At 67.3% G+C, this 13,415-nt stretch carries 16 protein-coding genes; all 16 read right to left on the bottom strand.

The window, feature by feature from the left end; translation table 11 throughout:
- Window positions 1-55: 55 nt before the first annotated feature.
- The 16 genes from lgt to fmt all read right to left on the bottom strand — a co-directional run bounded on the left by lgt (window position 56) and on the right by fmt (window position 13,410).
- Entirely contained in the window at window positions 56-1,015 is a 960-nt protein-coding gene (gene lgt, locus KXZ72_RS02700; protein WP_226083398.1) for a prolipoprotein diacylglyceryl transferase, read from the bottom strand.
- 57 nt (window positions 1,016-1,072) lie between these two features.
- Window positions 1,073-1,870, bottom strand: coding sequence for a tryptophan synthase subunit alpha (gene trpA, locus KXZ72_RS02695; RefSeq protein WP_226082199.1), 798 nt, complete (start codon window positions 1,868-1,870; stop codon window positions 1,073-1,075).
- Window positions 1,867-3,078: a tryptophan synthase subunit beta gene (gene trpB / locus KXZ72_RS02690; RefSeq protein ID WP_226082198.1), complete on the bottom strand. Its 1,212-nt coding sequence runs from the start codon at window positions 3,076-3,078 to the stop codon at window positions 1,867-1,869. Before trpB ends, trpA begins: the two co-directional genes overlap by 4 nt.
- Before the next feature lie 7 nt (window positions 3,079-3,085).
- Window positions 3,086-3,856 (bottom strand): indole-3-glycerol phosphate synthase TrpC, encoded by a 771-nt coding sequence (gene trpC, locus KXZ72_RS02685; protein ID WP_226082197.1) that lies wholly within the window; start codon window positions 3,854-3,856, stop codon window positions 3,086-3,088.
- Between the two features lie 3 nt (window positions 3,857-3,859).
- Entirely contained in the window at window positions 3,860-4,090 is a 231-nt protein-coding gene (locus KXZ72_RS02680; RefSeq protein WP_226082196.1) for a DUF6704 family protein, read from the bottom strand.
- Between the two features lie 110 nt (window positions 4,091-4,200).
- The gene (locus KXZ72_RS02675) at window positions 4,201-4,875 is read right to left on the bottom strand and encodes a Trp biosynthesis-associated membrane protein (protein WP_226082195.1); all 675 of its coding nucleotides are present in this window, start codon (window positions 4,873-4,875) and stop codon (window positions 4,201-4,203) included.
- Window positions 4,872-6,410, bottom strand: coding sequence for an anthranilate synthase component I (locus tag KXZ72_RS02670; RefSeq protein WP_226082194.1), 1,539 nt, complete (start codon window positions 6,408-6,410; stop codon window positions 4,872-4,874). Before KXZ72_RS02670 ends, KXZ72_RS02675 begins: the two co-directional genes overlap by 4 nt.
- Window positions 6,411-6,442: 32 nt before the next feature.
- Complete coding sequence (hisI, locus tag KXZ72_RS02665) at window positions 6,443-6,826, bottom strand: phosphoribosyl-AMP cyclohydrolase (RefSeq protein WP_226082193.1); 384 nt, start codon at window positions 6,824-6,826, stop codon at window positions 6,443-6,445.
- The gene (gene hisF / locus KXZ72_RS02660) at window positions 6,823-7,587 is read right to left on the bottom strand and encodes an imidazole glycerol phosphate synthase subunit HisF (RefSeq protein ID WP_226082192.1); all 765 of its coding nucleotides are present in this window, start codon (window positions 7,585-7,587) and stop codon (window positions 6,823-6,825) included. Before hisF ends, hisI begins: the two co-directional genes overlap by 4 nt.
- A gap of 12 nt (window positions 7,588-7,599) precedes the next feature.
- Window positions 7,600-8,439, bottom strand: coding sequence for an ATP phosphoribosyltransferase (gene hisG / locus KXZ72_RS02655; RefSeq protein ID WP_226082191.1), 840 nt, complete (start codon window positions 8,437-8,439; stop codon window positions 7,600-7,602).
- 63 nt (window positions 8,440-8,502) lie between these two features.
- Window positions 8,503-8,766, bottom strand: coding sequence for a phosphoribosyl-ATP diphosphatase (locus tag KXZ72_RS02650; protein ID WP_226082190.1), 264 nt, complete (start codon window positions 8,764-8,766; stop codon window positions 8,503-8,505).
- 146 nt (window positions 8,767-8,912) lie between these two features.
- On the bottom strand, window positions 8,913-9,404 hold the full coding sequence (locus KXZ72_RS02645; RefSeq protein ID WP_226082189.1) for a septum formation family protein: 492 nt from the start codon (window positions 9,402-9,404) through the stop codon (window positions 8,913-8,915).
- 200 nt (window positions 9,405-9,604) lie between these two features.
- Window positions 9,605-10,267: a ribulose-phosphate 3-epimerase gene (rpe, locus tag KXZ72_RS02640; protein WP_226082188.1), complete on the bottom strand. Its 663-nt coding sequence runs from the start codon at window positions 10,265-10,267 to the stop codon at window positions 9,605-9,607.
- Window positions 10,268-10,336: 69 nt separating this feature from the next.
- Window positions 10,337-10,858, bottom strand: a complete 522-nt coding sequence (locus KXZ72_RS02635) for a septum formation family protein (protein WP_226082187.1) — start codon at window positions 10,856-10,858, stop codon at window positions 10,337-10,339.
- 93 nt (window positions 10,859-10,951) lie between these two features.
- Window positions 10,952-12,493, bottom strand: coding sequence for an RsmB/NOP family class I SAM-dependent RNA methyltransferase (locus KXZ72_RS02630; RefSeq protein WP_226082186.1), 1,542 nt, complete (start codon window positions 12,491-12,493; stop codon window positions 10,952-10,954).
- The gene (gene fmt, locus KXZ72_RS02625; protein WP_226082185.1) at window positions 12,490-13,410 is read right to left on the bottom strand and encodes a methionyl-tRNA formyltransferase; all 921 of its coding nucleotides are present in this window, start codon (window positions 13,408-13,410) and stop codon (window positions 12,490-12,492) included. Before fmt ends, KXZ72_RS02630 begins: the two co-directional genes overlap by 4 nt.
- Window positions 13,411-13,415: the final 5 nt, after the last annotated feature.

Genomic DNA, 13,415 nt, shown 5'->3' with positions numbered 1-13,415 from the left:
TAAACCTGGCCCGGGCCAATTTACCGTTTGTATGGGTGTGGCTAACCCGGGAGGGTTAGGAGGGTGAGCCGTTCGTGCTTGTGGCCGAAGGAACAGTCGGCGCCGTTGCCGCGACCGCGGGAGCACTGGTGTCTACGTACTCCACGTCGGTGTGAGAAGATCCTACTCCAGACTGGGGGCTCTTCCATTCATATCCGGGGCGGTACGGCGAGGGCTCGAGGCCCTTATGGCGACGGTTCTGGACGATGATCAGGACAATTCCCACCAGCACGGCGAGCATTGCGGCCCAAACATTTACCCGAATTCCCCAGAAAATCTCGCTCGGGTCGATGCGAATCGACTCCCAGACCATGCGGCCCGCGCCATACCAGATGAGATACACGCCAAAGAGCTTGCCCCACTGCAGCGTGAGCTTCTTACCCAGCCAGAGGAGGACAACCACGCCCAGCAGGTTCCACAGCGCCTCGTAGAGGAACGTGGGGTGGAAGAGCGTGCCCGCGGGCAGCCCGAGGGGCCAGGCGGGGTTATTGGCGTCGATCTCCAGGCCCCAGGGCAGCGTGGTGGGCGTGCCAAAGAGCTCCTGGTTGAAGTAGTTGCCCACGCGGCCAAAGGCCTGCGCGAGCAGCAGCGCGGGGGCCAGGGCGTCCGCAAACGTCCAGAACCGCAGCTTGGTCCACTTGCAGCCCAGCCACGCACCCACGGCGCCACCCAGCAGCGCACCGAAGATCGCGATGCCACCCTCGCGGATGTTAAAGACGTTCAGCAGGTTGGCGCCCTCATAGAAATAATCGTTGGGGTGGGTGGCGACGTGGAAGATGCGCGCACCGATGATGCCCAGGGGCACCGCGCACAGGATCATATCGAGCACCACGCCCGGCTCCGCCCCCCAGCGGGTCAGGCGCCGGTTCACGAGGAACCCGGCGGCAATGATGCCCACCATGATGCACAGGGCATAGAAGTAGATGGGAATGGGACCGATCGAGAACGAGTTCACGTCGGGGCTGGGGATGCTCAGTGAAATCACCTGGCGTCACGCCTTTCTAATCTGCGCGAAATCTGCGCGCACACAATACTAGTTCGAAGGGGTCTTGCCGGTGGCCAATTCGGCGGCCTTTTGTGCCACGGCCTCCACGCCGCCCGAGGCGAGGGCGCTGACCAGGGCCGAGCCCACGATCGCACCATCGGCATAGGACAGCACATCGCGCACATGCTCGGGGGTGGAGATTCCGAGGCCCACGCAGGCGAAATTATCGCCCGCGCGGCGCAGGCGGGCGGTGAGTTCGCGCGCGGCGCTGTCCATCTCGCCGCGGGCACCGGTGATGCCCATCGTGGAGACGGTATACACAAAGCCGCGGCTCAGCGTGCTGGCCGTGACCAGGCGCTCATCGCTGGAACTGGGTGCGGCCAAAAATACCCGGTCCAGGCCGGCGTTATCCGAGGCGGCGAGCCAGTCGGCGGCCTCATCCGGAATCAGGTCGGGCGTAATCAGCCCGGCTCCCCCGGCGGCGGCCAGATCGCGCGCAAAGCGCTCCACGCCGTATTGGATCACGGGGTTCCAATAGGTCATGAGCAGCACGGGGACATCCACGCGGGCGCGGATCGCGGCCACCGCGTCAAAGGCGTGGCTCAGGCGGAAGCCGCCCGCCAGCGCCACCTGGGTGGCTGCCTGAATCGCGGCGCCATCCATCACGGGGTCCGAATAGGGCAGGCCCAGCTCGATGATGTCCACGCCGTTTTCAGCGAGGGCCACTGCGGCGTCCACGCTGGTCTGAAAATCGGGGAAGCCCACCGGCAGATAGCCGATCAGAGCGCCGGTTCCGGCGGCCTTCTGCGCGGCGATGGCCGAGGCCACGGTGCTGATAGCGGTCATGACTGGGTTGCTCCCTCGTCGATCAGATCAAAATAGCGACCGGCGGTTTCCATGTCCTTATCGCCGCGGCCGGACAGGCTCACGAGGATCAGGGCATCCGGGCCCAGCTCGCGGCCGAGCCGGAGCGTGCCGGCCAGGGCGTGGGCCGATTCGATTGCGGGGATGATGCCCTCGGTGCGGCTGAGCAGGCGGAAGGCCTGCATCGCCTCGTCATCGGTGACCGGCAGATAGTGGGCGCGGTTGAGGTCCGCGAGCCAGGAGTGCTCGGGCCCCACGCCGGGATAGTCCAGCCCCGCGGAGATCGAGTGCGACTCGATGGTCTGGCCGTCCTCATCCTGCAGCAGATAGGAACGGGCGCCGTGCAGGACGCCCGGGCGACCCTTGGTGATGGTCGCGGCATGGCGCGGCGTTTCGGCGCCGTCCCCGGCGGCCTCAAAGCCATAGAGCGCCACGTCGAGATCGTCGAGGAAGGCGTGGAAGATGCCGATGGCATTGGAGCCACCACCCACACACGCGGTCACGGCATCGGGCAGTTTGCCGGTGAGTTCCAGCACCTGCGCGCGGGCCTCCTCGCCGATGATCTTCTGCAGATCGCGGACCATTGCCGGGAACGGGTGCGGCCCGGCCACGGTGCCAAAAATATAGTTAGTGGTCTCCACATTGGTGACCCAGTCGCGCATCGCGTCGTTAATCGCGTCCTTCAGGGTGCGCGAACCGGTTTTCACCGGGATGACCTCCGCACCGAGGAGGCGCATGCGGGCCACGTTCAGCGCCTGGCGCTCGGTATCCACCTCGCCCATATAGATCACGCAGTCCAGGCCAAAGAGGGCAGCGGCGGTGGCGGTGGCCACGCCGTGCTGGCCCGCGCCGGTCTCGGCGATGACCCGGGTCTTGCCGATGCGCTTGGTGAGCAGCGCCTGGCCGAGGGCGTTATTGATCTTATGGGAACCGGTGTGGTTCAGATCCTCGCGCTTCAGGATGATCCGGGCCCCGCCGGCGTGCTCGGCAAAGCGCGGCACCTCCGTGATGATCGAGGGACGCCCCACATAATCGCGCAGGAGGCCGTTCAGCTCGGCGTTAAACGCGTCGTCATGCCGGGCCACCTCCCACTCCGCGGTGAGTTCGTCAAGCGCGGCGATGAGCGATTCGGGAACAAATCGCCCACCGAAGGCGCCAAAATAGGGACCGGTTTCGGTGCGTAGTGCCATGTGTGGGTTATACCGCCAAGTATTCGCCGAGGGTGGCTACCGGGTCGCCGGTGACCAAGGCCTCGCCGATCAGGACCACGTCGGCACCCGCGGCGCGATAGTGTCGCACGTCCTCGGGCGAGAGCACCGCGGATTCGGCCACGCGAATAACGCCGGCCGGGATCTGCGGTGCGAGCGTGCCGAACAGGTCACGATCGAGTTGGAAGGTGGACAGGTTGCGGGCGTTCACGCCAACCAGCTGGGCGCCGAGGGAGAGCGCACGATGCAGCTCCTCCTCGCTGTGGGTTTCCACGAGCGCGGTCATGCCGAGGTCGGTGATCAGCGCATAGAGCGAGGCCAGCGTGGCATCGTCCAGGGCCGCAACGATAAGAAGCACGAGGTCGGCACCGGCGGCGCGGGCCTCGTAGACCTGATACGGCGTGGAGATGAAGTCTTTCCGCAGTACCGGCAGGGATACCGAGCGCCGAACCTCCTCGAGGTCGGCCAGGGAGCCCTTAAACTTGCGACCCTCGGTGAGCACGCTGATGGTGCTCGCGCCGCCGGCCTGATAGGACACGGCCAGCTGGGCGGGATCGCGGATCTCGGCGAGGTCGCCGCGGGACGGGCTCGCGCGCTTTACCTCGGCGATGATCTTAACGTGATCGGCCGGGGCAAGCGCCGCGAGGGCGTCAATGGCCGCCGGGCGGGCCAGGGCCTCGGCCCTGACCTGCTCCAGCGGACGATTGCGTTCACGATCGAGGGCGTCCGCCGCGGCGCCCGCCATAAGATCGCTCAGCATGATCTAGTGGCTCTTGGCGACGTACTTGGGGCCGGCAACGCCCCAGCCCGCCTTGGCGAGGATCCAGCCGAGAAGCGCGCCAACCACCAGCAGGCCGGCCGAGGCCCAGACCAGCCAGGCGGTGTCCAACCAGAAGGCGACGGTGCCGATGGTGAATGCGACCAGCATCACGATGACGGCGGCCCAGGCAGCGGGCGAGTGGCCGTGGCCGGGATCTGAAATGTCGGTGCTCATGAAACTCCTTAAACGAATGGGCCACGCCAGTCTATCGGGTGGCGGGGTCCGAAGTGGAAACCCACGCGCGCACGGGGTGAGCCGGTGGGCGTGGGCGGGGAACGGGAAGGTTAGCGGTCGCCCGGGAGCCGGGTGGGGTCATCGCCGCGGCTGAGGTCATCCCAGCTGTCGATGGCATCCGGGGTGGACTCGGGATCCACCGCGAGGCGCGGGGTCACGGTCTGGTATTTGCGGGAGGATCCGGGCCAGTTGCGCGCGGTGGCGAGGATGAGGGCCCCGCCCAGGACTGCGAGCACGGCGCCGGCCAGGGCCAGGAACGGCCAGGCAGAGGACGCGGCCGAGACGATAACGGCATGCACCGAGGCGCTCCCGGCGATCCCGGTGGCGGCGGTGATCGCGGCCGCGGCGGCGGCCCCCGGATCCGTCATCGACAGCACCGATTCCAGCGCAATACACAGGCCCAGCACAATCGCGAGCACGCCGAGGATCAGGCGGAATCCGCGCCCGGCGATGGCCAGCGCGGCCACGAGGGCCAGGAGCGAGAGCGAGAGGGCGGTGAGTGCGGGTGCCGCGACGGAACCATCGATTGCCAGCGTCTGCTCTCCCCCGCTGGGCATCGTGATGATGACCGTGCTCCAGGACTGGGTCCAGGACAGCAGCGAGAGTGCCCCGGCGGCCACGAGCAGCAGGAGCGAGCGGTTTTTCCCGCGCCTTCCGCGGCGGGCGCGCTCCGCCTCCGCGGTGGGCTGCGTGTCCGCGGCGGTATCGGGGGTGGGGTCGGTCATGAAATCCTTGTCATTGCGTTGGCGATCGCCACGGCGCGCAGCGGGGCGGCGGCCTTATTTTGGCTCTCCTCAAACTCTAGCCGCGGGGAGGAATCGGCGACGAGGCCACCCCCGGCCTGCACATGGGCCACGCCGTCCACGATCGTGGCGGTGCGGATCGCGATGGCCAGGTCGGTATCCCCGGAGAGGCCAAAATAGCCCACAACTCCGCCGTAGACGCCGCGCTGAGCGGGCTCCAGGGCGTCGATAATCTCGAGTGCGCGCGGCTTGGGTGCGCCCGAGAGGGTGCCCGCGGGGAACGTGGCACGGAAGATATCCACGGGGCTGGCATCCGCGCGGAGGGTGCCCTCCACCGAGGAAACCAGGTGCATGATATGGCTGAAGTTCTCGATTCGCATGAACTCGGTGACCTCCACCGTGCCCGGCTCGCATACCTTGGCCAGGTCATTACGCGAGAGGTCCACAAGCATCAGGTGCTCGGCGCGCTCCTTCTCATCGGCCAGGAGTTCCGCGGCGAGTTCGGCATCACGCTCGGGGGTGGTGCCGCGCGGCCGGGAGCCGGCGATGGGATGCGTGATCAGGTGGCCGCGCTCGGCCTTTACCAGCGCCTCGGGCGAGGAGCCCACCACCGAGAACGGTCGCCCGTCCGCGTCCTCGAGCATAAATAGATACATATAGGGGCTGGGGTTGAGCGCCCGCAATACCCGGTAGACGTCCACGGGCTCGGCGTGGCAGGCCAGGTCAAAGCGCTGCGAGACCACCACCTGGAAGATATCGCCCGCGCGAATGAACTCCTTGGAGGCCACCACGGCGTCCAGGTAGTCCTGCTCCTGCGTGCGGTGGGTAGGCTCCGCATGGAGGGAGAAGTCCGCCTCGGAGAGGAACGCCTCGGAGGGGCGGGCCAGCGCCGTTTGCATCCGGTCCAGCTGCTCCTGCGCGCGCGCCCAGCGGATATCGCCGTCCTCCTCCGTGTCCAGGAGCACGTTTACGATCAGCCGCACCGTGGCGGAGCGATGGTCGCAGACGGCGAGGGATTCCACAAAGCTCAGCGCCTGATCGGGCACGCCGATCTCGCGCGGGGGCACATTGGGGAGATTCTCGATCTGCCGGATTGCCTCCCAGCCGATATATCCCACGAGGCCACCGGTCAGCGGCGCAAAGCCCTCGATCCGCGGTCCGGCCCAGCGCTCGTGAAAGGCCGCCACCGCGTCCAGCGGGGCGTCCGGGGCGTCGGCACCCAGCGCGCGCTCGGCGCTGAGGCCGTAGTCGAGCCAGCGGGTGCGCCCCTCGGCCTCGGTGAGAACTCCAAAGGCCGAGACGCCGATAAAGGAGAATCGCGACCAGATGCCGCCCTGCTCGGCGGATTCCAGCAGGAAGCTCCCGGGGGTGCCATCGGCAAGCTTGCGATAGATCCCCACCGGGGTCTCGCCATCGGCGAAGATCTCCCGGGCCACCGGAACCACGCGGTGCTCCCCCGCGGCACTGAGGGCGTTAAACGCCGCGCGGGTGGTGGTTCCGGACATGCTGTTACTCATTTTTTCTCCCGAGACTCGGCGGAGGTGGAAAACTAGGCGGGCAGCTCGCCGATGACCGCGGGAATATCGCGTTCATCAAAGCAGGAGTGGGCCCCGGTATGGCACGCGGCGCCCACCTGGATCACCTCGATCAGGAGGGTATCGGCATCGCAGTCTACGGCCACCGACTGAACGTACTGGGCGTGTCCGGAGGTATCTCCCTTGCGCCAATACTCGCGGCGCGAGCGCGACCAGAACGTGACCCGTCCCTCGGTGAGGGTGCGGCGCAGCGCCTCGGCGTTTACATAGCCGAGCATCAGGACGCGGCCCGTGCCACGCTCCTGGATGATCGCCGGGGCCAGACCGTTTTCATCAAAACTCACCGAGGCCACCGCGGCCTCGGGGCTGGAGATATCCAGCGGGGCGAGGCCGCTCATGAGCGCACCGGGATTCCCGCGCGGGCCATCTCGGATTTCACGGCGTCGATCGTGAGATAACCCGAGTGGAATACGCTCGCGGCCAGGACCGCATCGGCCCCCGCCAGCACGGCGGGCGCAAAATGCTCCAGCTCGCCCGCGCCGCCCGAGGCGATCACGGGCACGGTGCTGAGCGAACGCATGAGCGTGATCAATTCGAGGTCAAAGCCGTCCTTAGTGCCATCGGCGTCGATCGAGTTGACCAGGAGCTCGCCGGCCCCGCGGTTAATCGCCTCGCGGGCCCAGAGCGCCGCATCCAGCTGGGTCTTCTCGCGGCCGCCGTGGGTGGTCACCACAAAGCCCGAGGGGGCACCGGGATCGCGGCAGATATCCAGCGAGAGAACCACCACCTGCGCGCCAAAGCGGTCGGCGATCTCGCCGATCAGATCGGGGCGCGCGATGGCAGCGCTATTCACGCCGATTTTATCCGCGCCGCAGCCCAGCAGGCGCGCGACGTCCTCGGTACTGCGCACGCCGCCCCCCACCGTGAGCGGCACAAAAACCTGCTCGGCGGTGCGGGTGACCACGTCATAGGTGGTCGCGCGGCCATCCACGGTCGCGGTGACATCCAGGAACGTGATCTCATCGGCGCCCTGGGCGGCATAATTGGCCGCAAGTTCCACGGGATCACCCTGATCGCGCAGATTCTGAAAATTCACACCCTTCACCACGCGGCCGGCGGCCACGTCGAGACAGGGAATCACACGGGTTGCTAGCGTCATGATGACCCTCCCCTAGAGGCGCGCGGCGTGAATGGCGCTGACCAGGATGGCGCGCGCGCCAATCTCGTAGAGCGCGTCCATGATCTTGGCGGTGCGGCGCTTGGGCACCATGACCCGCACGGCAACCCACTCGGGATCGCGCAGCGGCGAGACCGTGGGCGACTGGCGTCCGCCGGCAATCGCGGTGGCCCGATCCAGCAGCTCCAGCGGCAGGTCATAGTCCATCATCACGTACTGGCGGGCGACCTGAACGCCCTCGAGCCGGCGGCGCAGCGTGGCCAGGCCCGGCTTTTCCTCGTGTGAACGGATCAGCACCGCGGTGGAGTCCAGGATCACGGGACCAAAGATGTCCAGCCCGGCCTTGCGCAGGGTGGCCCCCGTGGATACCACATCGGCCACGGCATCGGCCACGCCGAGCTGCACCGCGGATTCCACGGCGCCGTCGAGGTTTACCAGCACCGCGGTCACGCCGTGTCCGGCGAGGAAATCGCGGACCAGCCCCGGATAGCTCGTGGCCACGCGCACACCCTCAAGATCGGCAAGCGTGGAGTATTTACCGGAGGGGCCGGCGAAGCGGAACGTGGAGTCTCCGAAGTTCAGCGGCTCCACCTCGATGGCCTCCGAACCGGAGTCCAGGAGCAGATCGCGGCCGGTGATGCCCACATCCAGCGCGCCCGAGCCCACATAGGTGGCGATATCGCGGGGGCGCAGGAAAAAGAACTCCACGTCGTTATCGGCGTCGAGAAGGTGCAGTTCCTTCGGGTCGCGGCGCGTGGCATAGCCGGCCTCGGACAACATGAGGGTGGCGGTTTCGGACAGTGAGCCCTTATTGGGAATGGCGATACGAAGCATGATGGGTGCCCTAACGGGGTCTAGTGATCAAAAGCGTGGGGAACAGCGGGAAGCGCGGGCGCTTCACAGATGTCGGTACACGTCCTCCAGGGAAAGTCCCTTGGCGATCATCATGACCTGCAGGTGGTAGAGCAGCTGCGAGATCTCCTCGGCGGCCTCGTCATTGGACTGGAACTCGGCGGCCATCCATACCTCGGCGGCCTCCTCCACGATCTTCTTGCCGATTCCGTGGATGCCACGGTCCAGCTCGGCGACGGTGAGGGAGCCCTCGGGTCGGTCGATGGCCTTCTGGCTCAACTCGGAAAATAGGGTGTCGAAACTCTTCACGCTCTCAGGGTACTAGGTCGCGGGGTGGTGAAGTACCATCGGCGGCATAATCGGGAATTATGCGCAATATTTCGGGGTAGCTGGACAAAAAACCGGCCCGTTCCCCGCGCGGTGGCGGGGAACGGGCCGGAGGTTGTCGCGGGTGGCTAGCGCGCGGCGCCCGCGAGGCTGCCTGTGGTCTTGGCCGAGGGGTCATAGGCCACGCAGTTGATGGTGCGGTCGTTCTGCATGGTCCAGCCGGTGGAGGTCGGGGTCAGGGGATAAAAATCGAGCCCGGATTCCTCATAGGAGAGGCCGATAAAATCGTTAAAACGGTCAACACATCCGTTAAACGCAATCTCCGACATCTCGTCATCGCCCGGGAAGTCATTACCGTCCACGGTGAACTCGCCAAAGACCTCCTCGTCGTGGGGGTCGCCGCAGGGAACCGTGGGAACATCGGAGACCTCGGTGGCTCCGGTCTGCTCGTCCATGCAATCGCCGATCTTAATCGCGAATACGTCCGTGATTCCGGACTCCACAACCTGTCCGGCGTTATCGCGCACGGCGGGCGCGGTGGTGCACCCGATGAGGGTGAGGCCCATCCCCAGCCCGAGGGCAAGCGAGGCGAGGCGGGTGGGAATGGAGAAGCGATTCACGATATTTCCTTTGGTGCTGTGTGCTAAATGCTGAGTACGGACAGAGTTAATGCGTGACCCATCCTGGTTTATCGCGGATTTCGCGGCGGGGCGGAGGCCAAAAATAGAGGCATACCTGTCGGGTAGCGGGGTCGGCGCGGCAATGAGAAGAGCACCGGCCGGGCCCGCGGTGCGGGTCCGGCCGGTGCTAATGCGGGGAATTAGTGGCTATGGGCCTGCGCGCTCGCGCGCAGCTCGGCGATTGCAAGCGCCGGGTTATCCTTGCCAAATACGGCGGAACCGGCCACAAAGGTATTGGCCCCGGCCTCGGCGGCCTGGGAGATCGTGGACTCGTTGATACCACCATCCACCTGCAGCCAGATATCGCTGCCGCGGCGGCGCGCCTCGGCGGCAAGCAGCGTGAGCTTGGGCATGGTCTCGGGCATAAACGACTGGCCGCCAAATCCGGGCTCCACCGTCATGATCAGGATCTGGTCAAACTCGTCCATCAGTTCCAGATAGGGCTCCACGGCGGTGCCGGGCTTCAGGGCGATTCCGGCGCGCGCGCCGATCTCCCGCAGCCGGCGGGCGAGTGCCACCGGGTCGGTCGCGGCCTCGGCGTGGAACGTGACCGAGGCGGCACCAAGCTCGGCATATTCCGGCGCGGTGCGGTCGGCATCGGAGATCATCAGGTGCACGTCGAGCGGAATCGGCGAGACATCCTGGATGCGACCCACCATCTGCGGCCCAAACGTGAGGTTCGGGACAAAGTGATTATCCATGACGTCCACGTGGACGAGGTCGGCCGAGGCGATAACCTCGAGGTCGCGCTGAAGGTTTACAAAATCCGCGGCAAGAATGCTCGGGTTGATCCTGACTGTCATGCCACCCAGTTTAGGGCGAGCATCGCGCCCGGCGAATCCGGCACCCGGCCGGCTGCACGGATGTGCGCCCTAGCGGCCGATCCCGGCGAGGGTGCCGGTGGTTTTGCCGCTGTTGTTATGGGCGGTGCACGCGATGATGCGATCATTCATCCGCATCCAGCTCTCCATCGTGGGAGAGAACACAAAATAGGAGTGCTCCGCACCCTCGGGGGGCACGCCGATGAACTCGGTGAAACCCGCCGTACAGACATCGCGGGAGAGCGTGGCCACCCGGTCATCGCCCGGATAGCCCTCGATCGCGGGATCAAAATCATCCGCGGTGATCGTATGGAGGGAAAATACCTCGAGGTCGTGTTCCGTGGAGCAGGGCACGGCATCGGCATTGGTGGTCTGGCCGTTTTCCACATTATTCAGGCAGTCCCCCACCTGAAGCGCGAAGATATCGGCCTTCCCCGCGGTCACGATCTCCCCCACGTCATTGCGCTCGGGGCCGCTCTCCCCCGGGCCGAGCGCGGAGCAGCCGGAGAGCGTGAGCAGCGCGAGGGCCGCGGCGGCAATAACCAGGCGATACCGGGGGTGGGGCTGGGTCATCGGTTCCGCTTTCTCTCGGGGATACTCCCAGTGTGGCAGATGTGGCCTGACCACAGGCGGAGGCGCGCTTAAATGCACCCCTCCGCGCGGTCGCTAGGCAGGACGGTGCAGAAGCGCGATAAACATCGCGTCGGTGCCGTGGCGGTGCGGCCACAGCTGCACGGTGCTGCCCGAGCCGTGGCGCAGACCCTCACCCAGATCCAGCGGGGAATCGGTCAGCGATTCCAGGATGCCCACGGTATCCAGCAGCTCAATCTCGGGGTGTCGGCGCAGGCCCTCGCTCACCACGCCGCGGGTCTCGGCGATATGCGGGGAACAGGTGACATAGGCGAGGATGCCGCCCGGGCGCAGCGCCCCGAGGGCCGACTGGAACAGATCGGCCTGGATGACCCCCAGATCGGCGAGGTCCTTCGCGGTTTTTCGCCAGCGCGCCTCGGGGCGGCGGCGCAGCGCCCCCAGCCCGGTGCACGGGGCATCCACGAGGATACGATCGGCGCTGTGCGGGTAGAGCTCGCCCCAGATGCGGGCGTCCCCCTCCCGCACCTCGATCGGCTCGGGCAGCACGGCGAGGGCCTTGCGCACCAGCTCGGCGCGGGCCGGAACCACCTCATTGGCCACAAGCGTGGCCCCCGAGGCGAGCGCCTCGGCACCCAGCAGGACGGCCTTACCGCCGGGGCCGGCACACAGATCCTGCCAGCTCTCCCCCGGGGTCACCGCGCGGGCGCGGCTCAGGGCCAGGGCCGCGAGCTGCGAGCCCTCGTCCTGCACCCGGATCAGGCCGCGGGCAGCACGAATCACGGCCTCGGGATCGCCGCCCCCGAGGTGGAAACCGAGCGGGGAATATGCGGTGGGTTCGCCCTCGGCGGGGCGCTCGGCCTGGCCGGGAAGGGCAATATAGGTCACGGCGGGCGCGATATTATCCGCGGCCAGCAGCTCCTCCAGCTCCTCCACGCGGCCCTCGGCGCGCAGCGCCTGGCGCAGGGCACGCACGATCCAGGTGGGGTGGGAATAGAGCGCACTCAGGCGGTCGTCCTCGCCCGAGGCGGCCGCGGCCACCTTCTCGCGCCAGACCTCGGGTTCGGTGCGGGTGATCCCGCGCAGCACGCCGTTGACAAAGCCGGTGGCCGAGCGCGAGCCCACCTCGCGCGCGAGCGATACCGATTCGTTAACCGCGGCATGGCTCGCGACGCGCGTGGCCAGCAGCTGGTGCACGCCGAGGCGCAGCACATCCAGGATGGCCTCGTCGATCTCGCCCACGGGGCGACCCGAGGCCAGCTCGATCACGCGGTCATAATAGCCGCGCATGCGCAGGCTGCCATAACAGAGCTCGGTGGCCAGGCCGGCATCGGCGGTATTCAGGCCCGCGCGACGGATCGCGGTGGGCAGCAGCAGGTTGGCATAGGCGTCATCGTGACGCACCGCTGTGAGGACGTCAAAGGCCACGCGGCGCGCGGGCTGCACGGCATCACCCGCGCGGGCGGCGGCGCGGCCCGGGCGCGAACCCTCGCCGCGGCCGGGGGCATCGCCGCGGCGCGCGGCCTCGTGATCGCTGCGCCGCGCTGGACGATTATCGCGGTGCCCATCGCGCGTGGCGCGGCGCGGGCCGGAGGACGAGTGGGGATCTGTGGTGCTCATCGCTGGGCCTCCGGTTCGGGGTTGGTGCCGAGCCCGCGCCACCAGTCGCCGGCGTTCATGCCGGGACGACCGCTGGGCTGGACCCGGATCAGTTCGAGCGCGCCCTCGGCGCAGCCCACGAGTACTTTTTTATTCAGAAAACGAATCGCGCCGGGTTCCAGCGATACCTCGGGATGCAGGCGCGCCTCCAGGATCTTCATCCGCACGCCGTCCACGAGGGTATGGGCGCCGGGCTCGGGGGTGACCCCGCGGAAGCGGTTATAGACCTCCCGGCCGGGCAGGCCAAAGTGCAGTGCGCCGTCCTCCAGGCCGAGCTTGCCGGCCAGGGTGGGTTCGCCCTCCTGCGGGCGCGGCCGCGCGGTTCCCGCCGCGAGTTCGTCCACCACGCGGGCCAGCAGTTCGGCCCCGGAGACCGCAAGCTCCGCCAGGAGGTCCCCGGCGGTGGCATCGGGGTGGATCTGGTGGGTCAGCTCGCCGAGGATCTCCCCCGCGTCCAGCGCCGCCACCAGCTGAAAAACATCGGCGCCGGTCACGGTATCGCCGTGGATCAGGGAGTGCTGCACCGGGGCGGCCCCGCGCCAGGCGGGCAGCAGCGAGAAGTGAAGGTTGATCCAGCCCAGGCGCGGTGCGCTCAGCAGCGGCTCGCGGATCAGCCCGCCATAGGCCACGACCACGCCCAGATCGGCATCAAGCTCGGCCAGTTCCCGCGCCACCTCGCCGTCCAGGCGGGTGGCCTTGCTCACGGGAATGCCGCGCTCCTGGGCCAGCGCAGCCACGGGAGACGGGGTCAGGACGCGCTTGCGGCCGAGCGGGGCATCGGGCCGGCTGAGGACCCGGATGACGTCGTGATCGCCGCCGAGGAGAGCCTCCAGGCTGGGTAGGGCCACCTCGGGTGTGCCGGCAAAGATGATTTTCACGGGGT

This window comes from Mycetocola spongiae, from assembly GCF_020424085.1.
In the GTDB taxonomy this organism is placed as follows: domain Bacteria; phylum Actinomycetota; class Actinomycetes; order Actinomycetales; family Microbacteriaceae; genus Mycetocola; species Mycetocola spongiae.
The sequence above is the reverse complement of the archived record's forward strand: the minus strand, read 5'-3'. Positions and strand labels throughout refer to the sequence as shown.

Coding starts and splice junctions, on each gene's coding strand:
- hisI (WP_226082193.1), bottom strand. CDS start 6,826: ATGAGCGGCCTCGCCCCGCTGGATATCTCCAGCCCCGAGGCCGCGGTG.
- KXZ72_RS02630 (WP_226082186.1), bottom strand. CDS start 12,493: ATGAGCACCACAGATCCCCACTCGTCCTCCGGCCCGCGCCGCGCCACG.
- hisG (WP_226082191.1), bottom strand. CDS start 8,439: ATGCTTCGTATCGCCATTCCCAATAAGGGCTCACTGTCCGAAACCGCC.
- trpA (WP_226082199.1), bottom strand. CDS start 1,870: ATGACCGCTATCAGCACCGTGGCCTCGGCCATCGCCGCGCAGAAGGCC.
- trpC (WP_226082197.1), bottom strand. CDS start 3,856: ATGCTGAGCGATCTTATGGCGGGCGCCGCGGCGGACGCCCTCGATCGT.
- rpe (WP_226082188.1), bottom strand. CDS start 10,267: ATGACAGTCAGGATCAACCCGAGCATTCTTGCCGCGGATTTTGTAAAC.
- hisF (WP_226082192.1), bottom strand. CDS start 7,587: ATGACGCTAGCAACCCGTGTGATTCCCTGTCTCGACGTGGCCGCCGGC.
- KXZ72_RS02675 (WP_226082195.1), bottom strand. CDS start 4,875: ATGACCGACCCCACCCCCGATACCGCCGCGGACACGCAGCCCACCGCG.
- KXZ72_RS02635 (WP_226082187.1), bottom strand. CDS start 10,858: ATGACCCAGCCCCACCCCCGGTATCGCCTGGTTATTGCCGCCGCGGCC.
- trpB (WP_226082198.1), bottom strand. CDS start 3,078: ATGGCACTACGCACCGAAACCGGTCCCTATTTTGGCGCCTTCGGTGGG.
- KXZ72_RS02680 (WP_226082196.1), bottom strand. CDS start 4,090: ATGAGCACCGACATTTCAGATCCCGGCCACGGCCACTCGCCCGCTGCC.
- KXZ72_RS02670 (WP_226082194.1), bottom strand. CDS start 6,410: ATGAGTAACAGCATGTCCGGAACCACCACCCGCGCGGCGTTTAACGCC.